Source organism: Paenibacillus jilunlii (assembly GCF_900102965.1).
GTDB lineage: Bacteria > Bacillota > Bacilli > Paenibacillales > Paenibacillaceae > Paenibacillus_AQ > Paenibacillus_AQ jilunlii.
The window spans coordinates 198,039-214,804 of record NZ_FNGM01000009.1 but is presented as its reverse complement, the minus strand read 5'-3'; the positions used below and the strand labels follow the sequence as shown (position 1 = coordinate 214,804).

Here is a 16,766-nt window from a genome sequence, read left to right as displayed (position 1 = left end):
CGCATGGCGGGCTGGGAACGGCTTCAGGAGACGGTGCGGCTGGAGCTGCTGCAGCGTATGGAGGAGGGCTGCCGGACCGGCAGTCTGGCAGAGAAGCTTGCCGCCGCTGGAGGTGATGAAGGCAAGCTTATGGAAGTTTACCGGGAGCTGATGTCACTTAATGTGGCGGAAGACTTCCCGTATGAGGAGCCGTCGGACCTCGCGGCGATCCGGCGGCTGCGCCCCGAAGGGCCGCGCAGGCTGGAGGTGGAGTGGACTCCTGGGCAGTGGAGGGACCGCTTCTACGGAGCCTGGCTGGGCAGGAGTGTCGGCTGTGCGCTGGGCAAGCCGCTGGAGTATTGGGATTATCTATACGGCAAGGACGGGCGTCCGGGCTGGGAAAATATTGAGCTGTGGTTCCGCGGGGCGGATGCCTGGCCGATTACCGGCTACACTCCGGAGCATTCGCGGGCTGAGACGGAATACGGCCTGGGTCTAAGCAACTGGTCGTATGCCAGCACCCGGGAAACGATCCGGTTCATGGAGAGCGATGACGATATCCGCTACACCCTGCTGGGCCTGATGCTGCTGGAGCAGAAGGGGCTGGATTGGGATTCGTGGGATATCGGCAAGCTGTGGCACGGGCATCTGACGTACAGCCAGGTATGCACGGCCGAAACGCAGGCCTACATGAATTTTGCCCGGGAAACCTCCCATCTGCACGGCGAGAAGCCGGAGGATTGGCCGCTGCGGCAGGAGCGGGTGCGGATGCACCTCAATCCGTACCGGGAGTGGATTGGCGCAGCCATCCGCGCGGACGGGCTGGCCTACGGGGCTGCCGGCTACCCCGAGCTGGCCGCCGAGCTGGGCTGGCGGGATGCTTCCTTTTCCCATGTGAAGAACGGAATCTACGGCGAGATGTTCTATGCCGCGATGATCTCCGCCGCGTTCGCCGGGCTGGATAATGAGCGGATTGTGGAAATCGGGCTGAGCGAGATTCCGCAGACAAGCAGACTGGCCGGTGATGTGCTGCAGGGGATTGCAATCGCGCAAAAGGCAGGCAGTGAACGGGAGCTTGTCAGCAGGCTGTGGGACCGGTTCAGCCATTATGATCCGGTGCATACCAATAACAATGCCGCCATTGTCGCCGCCTCATTGGTGTACGGCGGTGATGATTTTGAGAAGGCTGTAGTGGCTTCGGTATATGCCGGAATGGATACGGACTGCAATGGTGCTACCGTTGGCTCCATTATGGGAGCGAAGCTGGGGGCGGCACAGCTGCCGGACAGCTGGACGGCGCCGCTGAATGACACGCTGTATGCCGATCTGCCCGGATACCATCCGATTGCGATTTCAGAGGTTGCCGAGCGGAGCTATCAGGTGTTCCTGAAGATTCGCGCGGAGCTTGAGAACGGGAATTCGCATCAACGGAAGTAGAAGCAGATCACAACAGCACGAAGCATCTTTAGTACAACTGAGAAGTCCGCAGCCTGATTCACGGCTGCGGACTTTCCTGTTAGGACGTTGGGACACCGGCCGAAGGCTGCTTTTGAACGGCTGTGCGGGCTGAAGCCGGGGATTCAAAGAGTACACCGCTGATCTCGGGTCAGCGGTGTTTTGTACATGTTATGTTTAGGAAATTATGCTTCCCCTTTTTTGAGGATAAGGTATGTATAAAGCCGGGGATAAGTAGACGTGAATTGAGCGTTTTTACGTGGAGATCAGCCGGATTCGATCTCCTTTTTTGCAACTGGCGCTTGCGAAGAAGCGGGTGAGCAGTGCATCCATGGCACAAGCGGCGGAATCTCCAGGGCAAGCGTCCATCCAGTTGGGGAAAGTGAACTTATTTTTCACTAAAATCAACAATTGTGAGAGTTAGGTGGAAAAAGGAAACTTAACTGGGCCATATTCCTTTGTCAGGAGCGAAATGAGCTGAATTAGAGCCCCTTTTTCCACTTCACCTGCGGGGAATAGGGTGGCCCAGCAAATTAGTGACCCTTTTTCCACTTGGAATTGCTGAAGGATTGACATAGGGTTCTCCAGCAGGGTTCTCCAGGCGGCGCTAACTGAAATCCAAAATGGTTACCTTATTCAGTCAAGGACGGCGTGCCGTTTTGCTCAAAATATAAGGATTTAAATGTATCAAGCCATAAACCATCCTTGTATTTCTCGCTGAACCGGTACCGTCCTTTTAATGGACGGCGAAGCCGTTTCTGTTGTGTGCTGCTATAGCCCTGCTGCAGTGCTGCGAAGTACTGTTTTTGCTGGCGGGCTGGAGTTCTGAGGAAGCATTTTGCAAGATGGCTTAGGCAATGTATGTATTGGGACAGCTTTGTGAATCATTCTGAGAAAGAAGGCTGCTGCTCTTTTACGGACAATGCTTCCACAACCTCGATATATCATTTTCAGAAAAATGATGACACAGCGAAAAAAATACCTTATTATTTAAAGAGATTTTTAATAAAACAGTTTTTAAATAATTGTAATACACTTTGTTGCGAGTCTTGGTGCTGCGATCTGGAAAGTCCAGGCAGTCTGGAAGGGAGGGCTTCATATTCTGGCACTGAGTGGAGTAAGCAAGAGCTTCAACCTGAGAAAAGAGGGCTATTGTGCGGTGGATAAGGTATCGCTGGAGGTTCGGGCCGGGGCTATTCACGGCATTATCGGGGCCAGCGGTGCCGGTAAATCCACCCTGCTGCGGCTGATCAATCTGCTGGAACGTCCAGACGCAGGCACTGTGACGCTAGACGGCAGACTGCTGACAGAAATGCCGGAGAAGCTGCTGCGCAAGGAGCGGCAGAAGATCGGCATGATCTTCCAGCAGTTCAATCTGGTAGGCAATGCCACCGTCAGCCGGAATGTGGCCATTCCGCTGGAGCTGGCCGGAGCGCCGCGCAGCGGACGGATGGAGCGGGTCCGGGAATGCTTGCAGTTTGTTGGCCTGGAGAGCAAAGCAGACCAATATCCCGCCCAGCTCAGCGGAGGACAACGGCAGCGGGTGGCGATCGCCAGGGCGCTGGCAAACAGCCCGAAGCTGCTGCTGTGCGATGAGCCGACCTCAGCGCTGGACCCCGGGACAACGGCAGATATCCTTGGTGTGCTCCAGCATATCAATGATGTGCTGGGGGTAACTGTAGTCATCGTTACGCATGAGCTGGATGTTGTGCGGAGGATCTGCACCGACGTATCTGTCATGGAAGGCGGTCGGATCGTCGATTCCTTTTCCCGCGGAGACGGCGGTTTTCTGGCACCGGAAGGCCATGCGGGGAGCTACCGTGAGCGGATTACAGGCAAAGCGGGGGAAGTGCATGTTTGAGAATCTGCTGAAATACCAGGATCAGATGTGGCAGTCCATCGGGGAAACTTTTGTCATGGTGGGCATTTCGGCAGGTGCAGCAGTGCTGCTCGGGCTTCCGCTGGGGACTATTTTGTATTTTTGCCGCAAGGGCCAGCTCTATGAGAACAAGACGCTGTCGCTTGTACTGAACAGCATTGTCAACGTGGTCCGATCTTTTCCGTTTTTGCTGCTGGTGGTTGCATTGATTCCCTTCACCCGTTTCCTGGTGGGTACGGCCATCGGTACGATGGCGGCTACTGTGCCACTATCCATTGTCGCTATCGCCTATTATTCGCGGCTGGTGGAGCAATCCTTACTGGAGGTGCCGAAGGGTACGATTGAAGCCGCGCTGTCCATGGGAGCCTCAAAAGCGGGACTAATCTTCAAGTTTCTGTATGTAGAAGCCCGTTCAGGTCTGGTACTTGGACTGACGGCTTCGACGATCAGCTTCATTTCCTTTTCTACCGTTATGGGGGTGGTTGGCGGGGGAGGGGTTGGCGATTTCGCCATCCGCTACGGGTATCAGCGTTTTGAGACCGAAGTTATGGTCTACGCGATTCTCGTAATGATACTGCTGGTGCAAATCATCCAGTTTGCCGGAAGCACCCTGGCAAGACTGCTGGACAAACGCTGAGCGGACGGGAAGTCTTAGGCTTATGAGCAATAGAACAAGAACATATAAAAATGGGGGTTCACCGCACTAATGAAAAAAACGTTGAAATACACACTTATGCTGCTCGTATTGGTTATGATTGCCGCAGGCTGCGGAAACAATAAGGAGGCTGAAAGCACACCGGAAGCCACTACACAGGCAGCAACTGCCACCGAGCCAGTTAAAATTAAAGTAGCCTCGCTCATTCCGCCAATGACCGATATCCTTGATATCGTGAAGCCGCTGCTCAAGGAAGACGGCGTAGACATGGAAGTCGTCATTCTGTCTGATAATGTCCAGCCTAACGAGGCGCTGGCTAATAAGGAAGTGGACGCGAACTTTTTTCAGCATGTTCCTTACATGGAGCAGTTCAATGCCAGCAAGGGCTCCAAGCTGGTAGAGGTGCAGCCTGTATATGATGCGATCTACGGCGGTTATTCCAAACGTTATAAGGCAATTGCCGATCTGCCGGAAGGGGCAACGCTGGTCATGGCGAATGACCCCTCCAATACCGGACGCTCGCTGCAGATGTTCGCAAAGGCCGGACTGATTAAGCTGAAGGAAGGCGTGGGCATTCAGGCAACCCAGGCCGACATTACCGAGAACGCCAAAAAGTTCAAGTTCCAGGAAGTTGACCTGCTGATGCTGGCACGCATGCTGGATGACGCCGACCTGGTGGCAATGACTCCGGCATATGCGAGCCCGCTCGGACTGACACCGAAGAAGGACGCGCTGATCACCGAAGGGACCGACTCCGAATTCACCATCACCCTGGTCGCCCGCGAGGACAACAAGGATTCTGACGCCATCCAAAAGCTGGCAAAGCGCATCAGCGGCCCGGAAGTGAAGAAGTTCCTTGAGGACAACTATGCGGAGATTGCTTTGCCTGCGTTTTAAGGCAAGGCAGCCGCTGCAAGCTCCGCTGTGGGTTAATCCGGCCTGGAGGGTCCGAAACAACGGCAGAAATGCCGTTGTTAAGGCTGCGGGAGGCAGTGAGCTTGGAAACAACGGCAGAAATGCCGTTGTTAAGGCTGCGGGAGGCAGTGAGCTTGGAAACAACGGCAGAAATGCCGTTGTTAAGGCCGCGGGAGGCAGAGAGCTAGAAACAACGGCAGAAATGCCGTTGTTTTGGTCCAGCGATCTATTGAGATAAATGGTATGATGCCGACACGCAAAAGCAGCCTTCTCCACTACAGGAGAAGGCTGCTTTTGTGATAGCTGTTTTGTCAATGTAACCGGATATTCCGGCACCTGGAAGGCATATCTCTTATTTGCAAACATACAGCTGCAAAGGTATTATCCGCGTACATTTACGGGCGTAATCACTTCATACTGCGCCGATTCAATCCAGCTCCCCGTAGTGAAGTCTCGTCCCCGGACGAGCACTTTATCGCTGTAGACTTCTACATAATACCCTTGGCTGCCGGTCTTGTGCTCATCCGCGTTAGTCCAAAGGTAAGCAACAGAAGCGGCATTGAACATAGTTGCCGTCTCTCCGTTGCCGGGATACATGGTGTTGCCGACCTCAAGCTCCCAGTGGGTATGACCGGTGAAGAGAAGCGTCTGCGGATACTTGGACAGGATGGCCCGCAGTTCCTTATCCTGTGTCACCCCGTACCATTCCTGTGATTCGAGCGAACCTGCTACTGTATCCTTCAGCGGCTGGTGCAGGAACAAAAATATAGGCTGTTCTTGCGCTGCAGTATCGTCAAATGCCTGAACGCTCACTGGCAGCCTTCCAGGTTCGTGATCAGCCACCGTCAGCCCGGCAAGCTCAAGAGGATTTGCCATCGGCCAGCCAAGCCCGCGGGCTTCCGCCGCCCGCTCCCCAAGCTTCCGGTCCAGCCACCGGAGCTGTTCTTCTGAAAGATTGCAGAATGTCGGTAAACCTTCCTCTGTTCCAAGGAAAATAAAATGATACCCGCCGATCCAGTGGTCATGATAGGGGCCGGGCATTCCCATGCGGGAAGTGTACATCGCCAGGCGGGATTCCCAATGGCCGAGACCCACGTCATGGTTCCCCAAAGTGTAACGGATCTCCGGGAGTGCTTCCTGATGCAGCTTCAGAATGCGGTGGACTTCCTCATATTCTTCCTGGAAGCCATGGTCCGTAATGTCCCCAATATGCATAATTCCGCTGCTGCCCTTGGCATGGAGCGCCAGATCATGCAGCGCCCGCTCGAAATTCAGATTATACTCATGCGATGGATCTGCGGTGACATGGGTATCTGTGATGATTTGGAAGGTGAGCAGCGGCTGTTGTCCGCCAGAATCGTTTGTACTCATTCGCGAAAGAGCCTCCTTGGATTGCATGATCAACTGAATAAAAGCAACTCTGTACATTTTCAGCCCGCTTCGTCATGGATCGTCCGGTTCACGGATCAGATTGGGTGGAGAGGGGCCGCCGTTAATAATGTTAACTTTTAATGCCCCTTGGCGCTAATGTTCAGGCCCACAATCCCAGCCACAATCACAGATACCCACAAGAGGGAGGACAGGGTCAGCCGTTCCCCGAAATACACCGCCCCCACTAGGGAAATCAGAATGATTCCCGCGCCTGACCATACCGCATAAGCTACCCCGACCTTGATGGAGGTGAGCGCCACATTCAGCGAGGTGAAGCTGATCCCGTAGAACAGGAACATCAGCACAGAGGGCCAGAGCCGGGTGAAGCCATGGGATATTTTCATAGAGATGGTTCCAGACAGTTCGAACAGAATCGCCAGTGCCAGAAAAATCCACGCCCATGCGCCTTCGGCCCTCATCTTGCTTTCCTTCCGATACTTAGTTCTGCATAGGACTGCACAATAGAATCAGCATCCGGCAAAAGATAGCCCGCCGCCGCTGTGTCCACCGCCTTAGTAATCCTGCCATGCTCAGCCGTGTTCACCGTGTTAGTAATCCCGCCATACCCGGCTGTGTCCACCGCCTTAGTAATCCCGCCATACGCGGCTGCGTCCACCGCATTGGTAATCCCCGCCACGGGGTCCGCCGAACTAGTAACCCCGGCATCCACCACTGTGCCCGCCGTGCTGGTAATTCCGCGATCTGCTGCAGCGCTAGCCGTGCCGGCAATCCCAACGGCCACAGCCGCCCCGGCAGCTTTGGCCATTCGCATATCGCCGTTCGTATCGCCGATCACGGCAGCCTCGGCAGGCTGTACCCCCAGCCGCTCACAGGCCAGCAGCGCCATATCGGGGAATGGCTTGCCCCGTTCAACCTGATCCGTGCCGATCACGGCGGAGAAATATCCGCGGATGCCAAGCCAGCGGAGGTGGTTTTCCGCCGCCGCCGTTTCGTCGGCGGTTACTACGGCGAGGGCTATACCACTCGCTGCGCATTGGTCCAGGAAGGGGAGCAGACCGGGAAGAGGGAGCACCGGCCGGCTCCGCTCCAGCAGCGCATCCGCTTCCTGACGGCAGAGCTCCACCAGCTCCATGGACTCGGCCCAGGATAAGCCGAGCAGGTAGCCCTGCCAGGACAGGATGGCGTACAGGTCGCTCATCGTCCCCATGGCCAAGGGCCCATTGCGGTCATAGCCGGTAATTCTTCCCCTGGCATCGTGAACGGTCCCCAGCAGGGAGGCCCGATGCTGAACCGGGAATTCAAGACCGCGCTTTGCCAGCTGCCGGGTGAATTGTTCCAGGAAACACTCGCCCCAGCTTCCCCAGAGGGAAATGAACTGGAGCAGCGTGCCATCCTTGTCGAACAGAATCGCGGATATGGAATGTTCGCCTTGCGGTGTGATGAGTTCAGGCATGCTGCCACCCCCTCAGATTTAATAATTCACGTCATATATTATTTAAGTAGTTAGGGAAGCTTTGCTATTCCTTAATGCAGGATAGCAAAGTTTCCCTTTCTCGAAAATATAAGAATTTATATGCTTCACGCTATAAATTATCCTTCTATTTCTCGCTGAAACGGATACCGTCCTTTTAAGGACGGCTAAGCCGTTTCCACCTGATACGATATACCGCTTATTTTACTTTATCCAGCGCGGCCTGGGCGGTTTGCTGTGCTTCCTTAAGCGCTTCTGCCGCCGGAATATTCTCAATCTGCACCTTGTCGGCAGCGATTTTCAGCGCATCGCTGATTTTGCCCCCGGTAGGGTCCTGGAACGGGGCGGAGGCGTGGGATGCCTGCATCAATGGAACTTTGATCTGCGGATTGGTCTCGCTGAACGAGACGAATGCCGGATCTTTCAGCGCAGACTGGCGGACAGAAATATATCCCGTGTTAATCGACCAGAAGGCGGTGTTCTCGGAATTCGTGAAGTAGGTCAGCCACTTCATAGCTGCCTGCTTCTCAGCATCGCCAGCCTTGGCCGGAATGCCGGCCATAATGGCCTCTGCCACCGGCTTCCCTTCACCCGCTCCGGCCCAGCCCGGCTGCTCCATGGCCGAGACGATGCTGAAATCCAGATCGCCCTGGTCGCCGCTGGAGCCGGTGTAGCCTGCCGCCTGGCCTTTCATCACATCGTCAATGGTCTTGTACCAGTACTCCCAGCCTTGTCCGCCGGAGTGAATGCGCATGATTTTGTCCTCATGAATCCATTTGCGGAACAGGTCCCAGGTCTCTACCCACTCAGGAGAGTCAATGGTGACTTTTGTTCCGTCCTCGCTAAGAATGCTGCCGCCCTTGCTCATCACGGCATCGATCATATTGCCGGAGCCCCACATCGGCTCCCAGCCGAAGAAGCTTGTTTTGCCGCCATCTTGGACGGCCATTTTCTTAGCGGCTGCGGCGAGGTCTTCCCAAGTCTTCAGCTGGCTGGCGTCAATCCCGCTTTTCTCAAAAGCATCCTTACGGTAATACATAACCTGTGTCGTTCCGTACATCGGGAGGAAATACTGCTTGCCGTCAACCTGGCCCTGCTTCAGGAAGGTTTGGACAAAATCCTCTTTATTGAAATCCGGCTGCTCTGCAATCAGCTCATCCATCGGAGCGAAATACCCCTTGCGCGCCCAGTCAATATTGGAGGAGAGCACGGCTGCAGGAACTTGGCCGGTAGCAATGGCCGCCTGAAGCTTCTGTTCGGTTTCGCTGTAGTCCGCCTGCACGATGCCTTTGACGATGACCTCCTGCTGCGAGGCGTTGAATTTCTGAATGAGCGATTCCATATTTTCGCCTAGCTTACCGCCGAGTCCATACCAGAATTCAATGGTTACCGGTCCGTTTTGGGCTGGGGCGGCATCTGCCGCAGGAGCTGCGGAGGCACCGCCTCCCGCCGTAACGTTATTCGAAGCAGAATTCCCGCTACACGCTGTGAGCACTGTGAATCCTGCAATCATGGATACCGCCGACAACCTTTTTAATACGTTCATCATCATTCTCCTCTTTGTTCATAAATGTAAGATTTCAGCCTTTACTTGAACCTGCCGTCATATTGACACTTTGCATAATCGTTTTCTGCGCCAGCAGGAAGACAAGCAGCAGCGGGGCGATGGTGAAGGCGCTGGCGGCCATGATCAGCGGCCATTGTAATCCGTATGCACCTCCTTCCACGAAAAAGCTGCGCAGACCAGCCGAAACCAACTGCAGGTCAGGATCTTTGGTAATCAGCATCGGCCAGAAATAATTGTTGTACTGATCAATGAAGGTAATCAGTGCCAGCACAGCAAAGGAGGATCTGGTGATCGGCACCAGCACGGTCCATAGAATCCGCATATGCGAGGCGCCATCCACTTCACCGGCCTCCACCAGCTCATGCGAGACCTGCAGGAACGCTTGCCGGATCAGAAAGATCGCGAAGATGCTTACACAGTTGGAGAGAATCAGGCCGGCATAGGAATTCAGCAGATGCAGCTCGGACAGCACAAGATAGCCGGGCAGGTAAACTGCGGTAGCCGGAACCATATAACCAAACAGAATGACTCCGGCAAAAAGTCCCTTCAGGCGGAATTTCATATGTGTCAGCGCATAAGCCATCATGCCGGAGTTGATGATCTGCAGAATGACAATGGAAGCAGCGACGAAAACGCTGTTGCCCATGTATCTTGCGAACGGAGCCTCATTCCAGGCTGCGGCAAAATTGCCCCAGAGCGGCACTTCAGGCCAGAGCGTAGGCGGGGAGCGCCAGATTTCATCATTGGTTTTCAGTGCGCTGGTGACCATCCAATAGAAGGGAAAAGCCATCAGCAGGGCAAGCGCGGCAAAAAAGAGATGGCGGACCGGGCCGCCCAGCCGTGTGAGTATACGCAAGCGGTGAGACCTCCTTTTGCAAAATGTAAGGGTTATTGATAATGCGTCGTCCGCTTGCTGACGCCAAAGGAGAATACGGACAGCAGCATGCAGATGATGACAAGAACGACAGCTACACTGGAAGCCTCTCCGATCTGAAAGGATTCGAAGGCGGATTGATAATACAGATACAGCAGCGTGCGGGTAGAGCCGGAGGGGCCGCCTTGGGTCAGCACATTAATCTGATCGTAGGCCTGAAGCGCCTGGATAAGCTGAACCACGAACAGAAACAGGGTGGTTGGCGAGATCAGCGGCAGGGTGATGCGAAAGAACTTTTGTGTTGCGCTTGCGCCATCGAGGTCCCCCGCTTCAAGCAGATCTGAAGGCACATTCCGCAGCGCCACCAGATAAAAGATCATCGCCCAGCCCATGGATTTCCAGATGGTGACCAGAAGGACTCCAGCAAGCGCCCATTTGGGGTCCTGCAGCCAGCCGATTTTTTCGAGCCCGAGGACATCCAGCACTGTATTGGCAAGGCCGACCTCAGGCTCATAGATCCACGACCAGACAATGGATACAGCGACGGTTGGCGTGACCCATGGCGAGAACAGCAGCACCTGATAAATGGCGGAGCCTTTCAGCTTGCGGTTCATCAGCAGCGCAAGTCCGAGTCCCAGCAGGATGATCGGCAGCACACTGCCCGCACAGAAGAGCAAGGTTACTCTCAGTGCTTTGTAAAAGGCCGGATTGCTGAAGAGATCGGCATAATTTTGTAATCCGACAAAAGTCTTCTCCGGGCTCATAAAATCCCATTCCGTGAAGCTGAGATACAGCACATACAACAGCGGCGCCAGCCAGAACAGAACGAACGGTACCATCGCCGGCAGCGTGAACAGCACGGGCTTTAAGCCGCTAATAAACTTTGAGCGTGTCATTTTTGTTCCGATACCCCATTCCATCAGCTTTGTTTTGCGGTATAATGCAGAGGAAAGCTCTCTGTTCAAAAAAAATTGTACACTCATGACACGGCCTTGTGGTCAAGCGGAGGTAAACATCGTTCGGAAATTGTGTAAAATTTGCACGGAAGCTGCAATGAAGCATCAGAATTGTGTAATGTAGAGGGAACGATTCTAAAAAGAGTGAAGGTGCAGCGAATGAAACAGGCCGCATTTGGCGGGGACAACCAGCATTTATCACCAAGGGAGCAGCTGCTGCGTCCCATGATTGATGCGATAGCGCAGACGATGGATCTGTATGGAGCCAATTATTCCTTTGGGCAGCTCTACGGGATCATGTTCTTTGAGGACAAGCCGATGACGCTGGAGGAAATGAAGCAGGTCATGAATATGAGCAAAAGCAATATGAGCTACGGTGTCCGTTCCCTGATCGCTTCCCGGATGGTGACCAGGCTGGACGAGAAACGCGAGCGGAAAGAGCTGTATGTTGCTGAAACAGATTTTTTTCAGGCATTCAAAAACTTCTTCAGCCTGAAGCTTCAGCGGGAAATCGATGTCATGCAGGAGGCGATGGGCACGGTGATGCCTGAACTCCAGGCGCTGACCCAGGCGGCAGACACTCCCGAAGAAGAGCGGCAGGCCTGCCTGCGGGATCTGGATAAGCTCCAGCATGCGGTAGAATATTATGCCTGGCTGCAGCGGTTTGTGTCGGGACTGGAGGAAGGGGAGTTCTTCGGCGGGGCCGGGCTGCCCGGCAGGGAGTAAAGGCTGAGCCGGAGCTGTACGGCAGTTATGCTGCGGGTGAGCCTCAACTGGGCGGCAAGTAAGCGAAAAGTGAGCTATATGTTGAGCTTTGAGAGTATACCGGCCTGCGGGCGTTGACCAACGGCATTTCTGCCGTTGTTTCAGGGCAAACTGGCCCGCGGATGTTGAACAACGGCGTTTCTGCCGTTGTTTCTGGGCAAACCGGTCCGCGGACGTTGAACAACGGTATTTCTGCCGTTGTTTCTGGGCAAACCGGTCCGCGGGCGTTGACCAACGGCATTTCTGCCGTTGTTTCAGGGCAAACTGGCCCGCGGATGTTGAACAACGGCGTTTCTAGCGTTGTTTCTGGGCAAACCGGTCCGCGGGCGATGAACAACGGTATTTCTGCCGTTGTTCCGAACAAAGTGGCTATACCGCCCATCAATGGACAATGCAGCCGTTTTGGTTTTTAGTTTAACGTTGTCTGGAGGACCCTCTGTGAACACTGTGAATTCTAAGTGGAAAAAGGTACACTAATTCATCCTTTTTCGCCCCTGACAGAGGAATATGGCCTAATTAAGCTCCCTTTTTTCCAACTTACATTATCTCATCTGTTTCTTCGCAAGCACTTTCTAAAAAGAACAAATTCAACTTGGGGGTGAATAAGGCTTGTAGCCTACGAAGCCCCGTCCATTGTACAATAGGCATGATTTTTCACCGTTTAAGCGTGCTTTGGCACATAATATTGTACAACGTGCAAAATTCCGGCCCACTAAGCTTACTTAACGGATCTAACAATTGTGCAGGTACATATTTATTTACAGAGAGGGTGAGTGTGCATGAAGCAAAGGGCCAAGGCGAATTCAGTGTACTTGGTTGGCATAGCGTTGTTGTCCGTTTATTTGTTTTGGGGAGGCACTTATGTCGGCATGAAGATTGCCATTGAGACGATGCCGCCTTTTTTGATGGCGGGAATCCGCTTTTTTGTGGCCGGAGCTGTACTCTATGTCATTTCCAGATTAAGCGGGGCCAAGCGCCCGGCAGGGCGTGAATGGAGAGCTTCAGCTATCGTCGGTACGCTGCTGCTGCTTGGCGGGAACGGACTGGTGGCCTGGTCGGAGCAAAGAGTCTCTTCATCGATTGCTTCCCTGATTGTCGCCGCTGTTCCCGTCTGGATGATGCTGTTCGGCTGGCTTAGCCGCAGTGGGAAGCGTCCAACTACCGGCGTTATCGCAGGCATTGTGCTTGGACTGCTGGGCATCGCCGTTCTGGTCTTTCAGCCGGGGCAGAGGGATAATGGCACGGCAACAGACCTGACCGGCATTATTACTCTGCTTGCAGCGTCCCTTAGTTGGGCGGCAGGGTCCATCTACTCGCGCAGCGCCCGGATGCCGGATTCTCCGCTGATGTCAACGGCTGCGCAAATGCTGACAGGTGGCGCGCTGCTGCTGATTTTCTCCTATTTTACCGGTGACTGGTCCAAGATGGACGTTCCAGCCATTTCCCTCCGGTCGTATGCCGCTCTGGGTTATCTAATCGTCTTCGGCTCGATAATAGGCTACACCGCCTACATCTGGCTGCTCAAAAACGCCGATGCTGCCCTGGTTTCAACCTATGCGTTCGTGAATCCGGTGGTTGCCGTGTTCTTAGGCTGGCTGCTCGCTGGCGAGGAGCTCACCTTCAATACGCTGACAGCCGCCGTGATCATTATTGCCTCAGTAGTGCTGGTTACTATTTTCCGCAGCCGGGCGGTACCGGCCAGTCAGGAGCAGGGAACAGAGCAAGTGAACGTTAAGAATAAAAGCCAGCTGCTGCGCAGCTCCCTGCCAAAATAAATAATCCCATAAAGTTCCTTTTTTCCTCTGGCGCTTGCGGGGAGGCGTGCCGTTTTATCAGGATAAATTAATCCTTCGAAGTATATAATGGAAATAAGATTGAGAATACATTATTTTTGAGGAGGATCAATCATGTCTGCATTGAATATTGGTATTATTCTGGGAAGCACGCGCCAAGGCCGTTTAAGCCCGCAGGTGGGTGAATGGGTAAAAGGCATTGCCGACCAGCGCGGCGACGCTGCTTATGAAATTGTGGATATTGCGGATTTTAAGCTGCCATTACTGGGCGAAGCGGATGCTTCGGAACAAGCCGGGCGTTGGAATGACAAGCTGAATGCACTGGACGGCTTTGTCTTTATCGTAGCGGAGTACAATCACAGCATTACCGGCGCGCTTAAGAACGCTCTGGATTATGCCCGGGAAGCATGGAACAATAAAGCTGCAGGGATTGTAAGCTATGGCTCTGTCGGAGGCGCCCGCGCGGCTGAACATCTGCGCGGCATTCTGGGCGAGCTGTCTATCGCGGATGTCCGTATTCATCCGGCGTTATCCCTTTTCACTGACTTTGAGAACGGACAGACCTTCAAGCCGGCGGAGCTTCATCTTACGAACGTAAACGGCATGCTGGATCAGGTCGTTGCCTGGAGCGGTGCGCTGAAGACACTCCGCTGAAGCACCTGTGTAAAAGATCAGGCCACCCAATAACCCAAACACCCCTCACATCCAGGCAGTCCTGGTGTGAGGGGTGTTTGGGTTAAGAACGTAATTCCTAACCATAGAAACTAAACATAAGCCTACTCTCTATCCACCGCCACAAAATGCAGCAGCTTGCTCTGGAAGTCACCATGCAGCTCCGGGAGGAGCAGCCCGGCATACATCAGCCGGTCGCCGCCGTATAGAGTTCCGGTTTCCTTCAGCACGTAGTCCTTCTCCGGATCCAGCCCCTGAAGGCGGAGGCGCGGACGGCTCGTATTTGGTCCGGCCAGCACGCGGAAGTAGCCGGCCAGTGCCTCGGAACGGTCCGCATCGACGAACATCCAGGCCGTTTCATTGCCTTCAAACGGTGAGAGCAGGCGGTACATATCGCCCTGCTGGACGAGGGAACGGATTTCCTTGTAGAAGGCCACCTGGGCAGCCGCTTCCGCCTGTTCCTCCGGTGTAAAGAGGGTCAGATCCAGCTCGTACCCGAAGTTGCCCGACATGGCCACGTCGCCGCGCATGGAGAGGGAGGTGCTGCGGTGTACCTGATGGTTCGGCACTGCGGAGATATGGGAGCCCATGCTGCTTGCCGGATAGACGATGCTGGTGCCGTACTGGATTTTGAGGCGTTCCACGGCATCGGTATCATCGCTGGTCCAGGTCTGCGGCATGTAATGAAGAATGCCGGGATCAAATCTGCCGCCGCCGCCGGAGCAGCTTTCGAACAGTACATGCGGGAACTTGGAGGTAATTTCCTCCATGACCCGGTACAGCCCCAGCATGTAGCGGTGGGCTGTTTCTCCCTGGCGCTCCGGCGGCAGGGCGGCAGAGCCGATCTCGGTCATATGCCGGTTCATATCCCATTTGACATAGGTGATCGGTGCCGATGCCAGAACGCTGCTAACGGAATTAATGATATAGTCGCATACCTCCGGGCGCGACAGATCCAGAATCAGCTGGTTGCGGGCCTGGCTGCGTCTGCGGTCCGGCACATGCAGGCACCAGTCGGGATGGGCGCGGTACAGCTCGCTGTCCGGCGACACCATCTCCGGTTCGAACCAGAGGCCGAACTGCATGCCGAGCCGTCTGACGCGTTCCACCAGATCAGGCAGACCCTGCGGCAGCTTGCGGGTATCCACGAACCAGTCGCCCAGCGAAGTGGTATCGTCATCGCGGCGGCCGAACCAGCCGTCGTCAAGCACGAACAGCTCAATGCCCAGTGCCTTGCCGGCGCGGGCGATATCTTCTATTTTGTCAGCATCGAAGTTGAAGTAGGTAGCTTCCCAGTTGTTGATCAGCACCGGGCGGGGCTCGTCGCGGTATAATCCTCTTGCCAGCCGGGTCCGGTACAGCCGGTGGTAGATCCGGGACATGCCGCCGATGCCCTGGTCCGAGTAGACCAGCACCGCTTCGGGGGTCTGGAAGCTCTCGCCGGGCGCAAGCAGCCAGCGGAAGCCGAACGGATTGATGCCCATCGTTACGCGTGTAGTTCCGTATTGATCCACATCGGCATTCGCACTGAAGCTGCCGCTGTAGACCAGGCTGAAGCCGTAAGCCTCTCCGCTGTCTTCTACGGTCTGCGGGGCCAGAAGGGCCAGGAACGGATTCTGCTGATGGCTGCTGGCCCCGCGCTTGCTGTCAATACCCTGCCGTCCATTGTGCAGGGGAGCGCGGACGAGATGGCGTTCGCGGGCCCAGGACCCGGACAGCTGAATCAGCTCGTAGTTGGCATGCGGAAAGTCCAGGGCAACCGACAAGGCGCGGTTCAGCTTCAGCGGGCTGCTGCCTGTATTGGTCAGCCGCGCCGAGCGGATAACAGCGTCGAAGCCGCTCATTACGGAGTAGGACAGTTCAGCGCGCAGGCCTGCTGCGGCATCCTCCAACACCAGCTGCAGGGTTTCGGCTTCATCGCCGCTTTCGGCATATACGGCAGGAAGCCCTTCCAGTGCAGGTTTACCCTTGAGAATACTATGGGAAACATAGACAAGCTCTGTAACTGAAGTGCCGTTTATCAGCTCGGCTTCATAAGCAGGCTCCCGGAAGTCCCCGGAGCCGTACCCCGGATATTCCTGGGGAAGTGTGTCCAGAGAGAACGCTGGCTCCTTGGGGTTAACAGTGCTGCTGAAGCCCATGGCTCCTGGACCGTACAGATCGGAAATGGCGGAGCCGCGGATTTTCCGGCCCCAGTGCAGGTGCACGGGATAGGAGCCGCGGGCAAGGCCGAATAAATAGCTTGTATTTGTCGTTTGCAGATGAAAAATCTGTTGCTCGGCATCATAAATAATGGACAAGGAAACAACCTCCTAGAATATGCAGTGAAAGCGTAAAATGGAGAGACAGCTTCATTATAAGTCCGTTTGGCGGCCAAGCGTATGGAGAAAAGC

Annotated in this window: 16 protein-coding genes; 9 read left to right on the top strand and 7 right to left on the bottom strand. The window is 54.8% G+C overall.

All coding sequences use genetic code 11. The features are described 5' to 3' along the window. The first annotated feature begins 3 nt into the window (after positions 1-3). The 5 genes from BLQ82_RS16925 to BLQ82_RS16905 all read left to right on the top strand — a co-directional run bounded on the left by BLQ82_RS16925 (position 4) and on the right by BLQ82_RS16905 (position 5,121). On the top strand, positions 4-1,416 hold the full coding sequence (locus BLQ82_RS16925; RefSeq protein ID WP_074648325.1) for an ADP-ribosylglycohydrolase family protein: 1,413 nt from the start codon (positions 4-6) through the stop codon (positions 1,414-1,416). 1,117 nt (positions 1,417-2,533) lie between these two features. After that, positions 2,534-3,295, top strand: coding sequence for a methionine ABC transporter ATP-binding protein (locus tag BLQ82_RS16920; RefSeq protein ID WP_083351111.1), 762 nt, complete (start codon positions 2,534-2,536; stop codon positions 3,293-3,295). Continuing rightward, on the top strand, positions 3,288-3,950 hold the full coding sequence (locus tag BLQ82_RS16915; RefSeq protein WP_062521777.1) for a methionine ABC transporter permease: 663 nt from the start codon (positions 3,288-3,290) through the stop codon (positions 3,948-3,950). Before BLQ82_RS16920 ends, BLQ82_RS16915 begins: the two co-directional genes overlap by 8 nt. Positions 3,951-4,019: 69 nt before the next feature. Beyond that, complete coding sequence (locus tag BLQ82_RS16910) at positions 4,020-4,865, top strand: MetQ/NlpA family ABC transporter substrate-binding protein (RefSeq protein ID WP_062521775.1); 846 nt, start codon at positions 4,020-4,022, stop codon at positions 4,863-4,865. Beyond that, complete coding sequence (locus BLQ82_RS16905; protein WP_062521773.1) at positions 4,837-5,121, top strand: hypothetical protein; 285 nt, start codon at positions 4,837-4,839, stop codon at positions 5,119-5,121. The genes BLQ82_RS16910 and BLQ82_RS16905 overlap by 29 nt, the downstream gene beginning before the upstream one ends. Before the next feature lie 143 nt (positions 5,122-5,264). Here BLQ82_RS16905 and BLQ82_RS16900 read toward each other — a convergent pair whose 3' ends face one another. The 6 genes from BLQ82_RS16900 to BLQ82_RS16875 form a co-directional block, all read right to left on the bottom strand. Further along, on the bottom strand, positions 5,265-6,254 hold the full coding sequence (locus BLQ82_RS16900; RefSeq protein WP_062521771.1) for a metallophosphoesterase family protein: 990 nt from the start codon (positions 6,252-6,254) through the stop codon (positions 5,265-5,267). A 137-nt stretch (positions 6,255-6,391) separates the two neighbouring features. Beyond that, entirely contained in the window at positions 6,392-6,733 is a 342-nt protein-coding gene (locus tag BLQ82_RS16895) for a DMT family transporter (protein WP_062521768.1), read from the bottom strand. After that, on the bottom strand, positions 6,730-7,728 hold the full coding sequence (locus BLQ82_RS16890) for an HAD family hydrolase (RefSeq protein WP_074648321.1): 999 nt from the start codon (positions 7,726-7,728) through the stop codon (positions 6,730-6,732). Before BLQ82_RS16890 ends, BLQ82_RS16895 begins: the two co-directional genes overlap by 4 nt. Positions 7,729-7,945: 217 nt before the next feature. Continuing rightward, positions 7,946-9,292, bottom strand: a complete 1,347-nt coding sequence (locus BLQ82_RS16885) for an ABC transporter substrate-binding protein (RefSeq protein ID WP_062521764.1) — start codon at positions 9,290-9,292, stop codon at positions 7,946-7,948. A 34-nt stretch (positions 9,293-9,326) separates the two neighbouring features. After that, positions 9,327-10,169 carry a carbohydrate ABC transporter permease gene (locus tag BLQ82_RS16880; protein WP_062521762.1) on the bottom strand — a complete coding sequence of 281 codons (843 nt, stop codon included), beginning with the start codon at positions 10,167-10,169 and terminating at the stop codon, positions 9,327-9,329. A 32-nt stretch (positions 10,170-10,201) separates the two neighbouring features. Further along, positions 10,202-11,083 carry a carbohydrate ABC transporter permease gene (locus tag BLQ82_RS16875; RefSeq protein ID WP_062521843.1) on the bottom strand — a complete coding sequence of 294 codons (882 nt, stop codon included), beginning with the start codon at positions 11,081-11,083 and terminating at the stop codon, positions 10,202-10,204. Positions 11,084-11,302: 219 nt separating this feature from the next. On the opposite strand from BLQ82_RS16875, the gene BLQ82_RS16870 reads away from it, so the two are divergent. From BLQ82_RS16870 to BLQ82_RS16860, 4 genes are all read left to right on the top strand, one after another. Then, on the top strand, positions 11,303-11,869 hold the full coding sequence (locus BLQ82_RS16870; RefSeq protein WP_074648317.1) for a GbsR/MarR family transcriptional regulator: 567 nt from the start codon (positions 11,303-11,305) through the stop codon (positions 11,867-11,869). Between the two features lie 113 nt (positions 11,870-11,982). Continuing rightward, the gene (locus BLQ82_RS31515) at positions 11,983-12,321 is read left to right on the top strand and encodes a hypothetical protein (protein WP_143013469.1); all 339 of its coding nucleotides are present in this window, start codon (positions 11,983-11,985) and stop codon (positions 12,319-12,321) included. 366 nt (positions 12,322-12,687) lie between these two features. After that, on the top strand, positions 12,688-13,683 hold the full coding sequence (gene yedA, locus BLQ82_RS16865) for a drug/metabolite exporter YedA (RefSeq protein WP_062521758.1): 996 nt from the start codon (positions 12,688-12,690) through the stop codon (positions 13,681-13,683). A gap of 132 nt (positions 13,684-13,815) precedes the next feature. Continuing rightward, a complete protein-coding gene (locus tag BLQ82_RS16860) occupies positions 13,816-14,355 on the top strand; it encodes an NADPH-dependent FMN reductase (protein WP_062521756.1) in 540 nt (179 codons plus the stop codon). A gap of 122 nt (positions 14,356-14,477) precedes the next feature. On the opposite strand, the gene BLQ82_RS16855 is transcribed toward BLQ82_RS16860, so the two are convergent. Next, positions 14,478-16,673 (bottom strand): alpha-galactosidase, encoded by a 2,196-nt coding sequence (locus BLQ82_RS16855; RefSeq protein WP_062521754.1) that lies wholly within the window; start codon positions 16,671-16,673, stop codon positions 14,478-14,480. Between the last annotated feature and the right edge of the window lie 93 nt (positions 16,674-16,766).

Coding starts and splice junctions, on each gene's coding strand:
- BLQ82_RS16925 (WP_074648325.1), top strand. CDS start 4: ATGGCGGGCTGGGAACGGCTTCAGGAGACGGTGCGGCTGGAGCTGCTG.
- BLQ82_RS16885 (WP_062521764.1), bottom strand. CDS start 9,292: ATGAACGTATTAAAAAGGTTGTCGGCGGTATCCATGATTGCAGGATTC.
- BLQ82_RS16905 (WP_062521773.1), top strand. CDS start 4,837: ATGCGGAGATTGCTTTGCCTGCGTTTTAAGGCAAGGCAGCCGCTGCAA.
- BLQ82_RS16870 (WP_074648317.1), top strand. CDS start 11,303: ATGAAACAGGCCGCATTTGGCGGGGACAACCAGCATTTATCACCAAGG.
- BLQ82_RS16915 (WP_062521777.1), top strand. CDS start 3,288: ATGTTTGAGAATCTGCTGAAATACCAGGATCAGATGTGGCAGTCCATC.
- BLQ82_RS16860 (WP_062521756.1), top strand. CDS start 13,816: ATGTCTGCATTGAATATTGGTATTATTCTGGGAAGCACGCGCCAAGGC.
- BLQ82_RS16875 (WP_062521843.1), bottom strand. CDS start 11,083: ATGACACGCTCAAAGTTTATTAGCGGCTTAAAGCCCGTGCTGTTCACG.
- BLQ82_RS16900 (WP_062521771.1), bottom strand. CDS start 6,254: ATGAGTACAAACGATTCTGGCGGACAACAGCCGCTGCTCACCTTCCAA.
- BLQ82_RS16895 (WP_062521768.1), bottom strand. CDS start 6,733: ATGAGGGCCGAAGGCGCATGGGCGTGGATTTTTCTGGCACTGGCGATT.
- yedA (WP_062521758.1), top strand. CDS start 12,688: ATGAAGCAAAGGGCCAAGGCGAATTCAGTGTACTTGGTTGGCATAGCG.
- BLQ82_RS16890 (WP_074648321.1), bottom strand. CDS start 7,728: ATGCCTGAACTCATCACACCGCAAGGCGAACATTCCATATCCGCGATT.
- BLQ82_RS16910 (WP_062521775.1), top strand. CDS start 4,020: ATGAAAAAAACGTTGAAATACACACTTATGCTGCTCGTATTGGTTATG.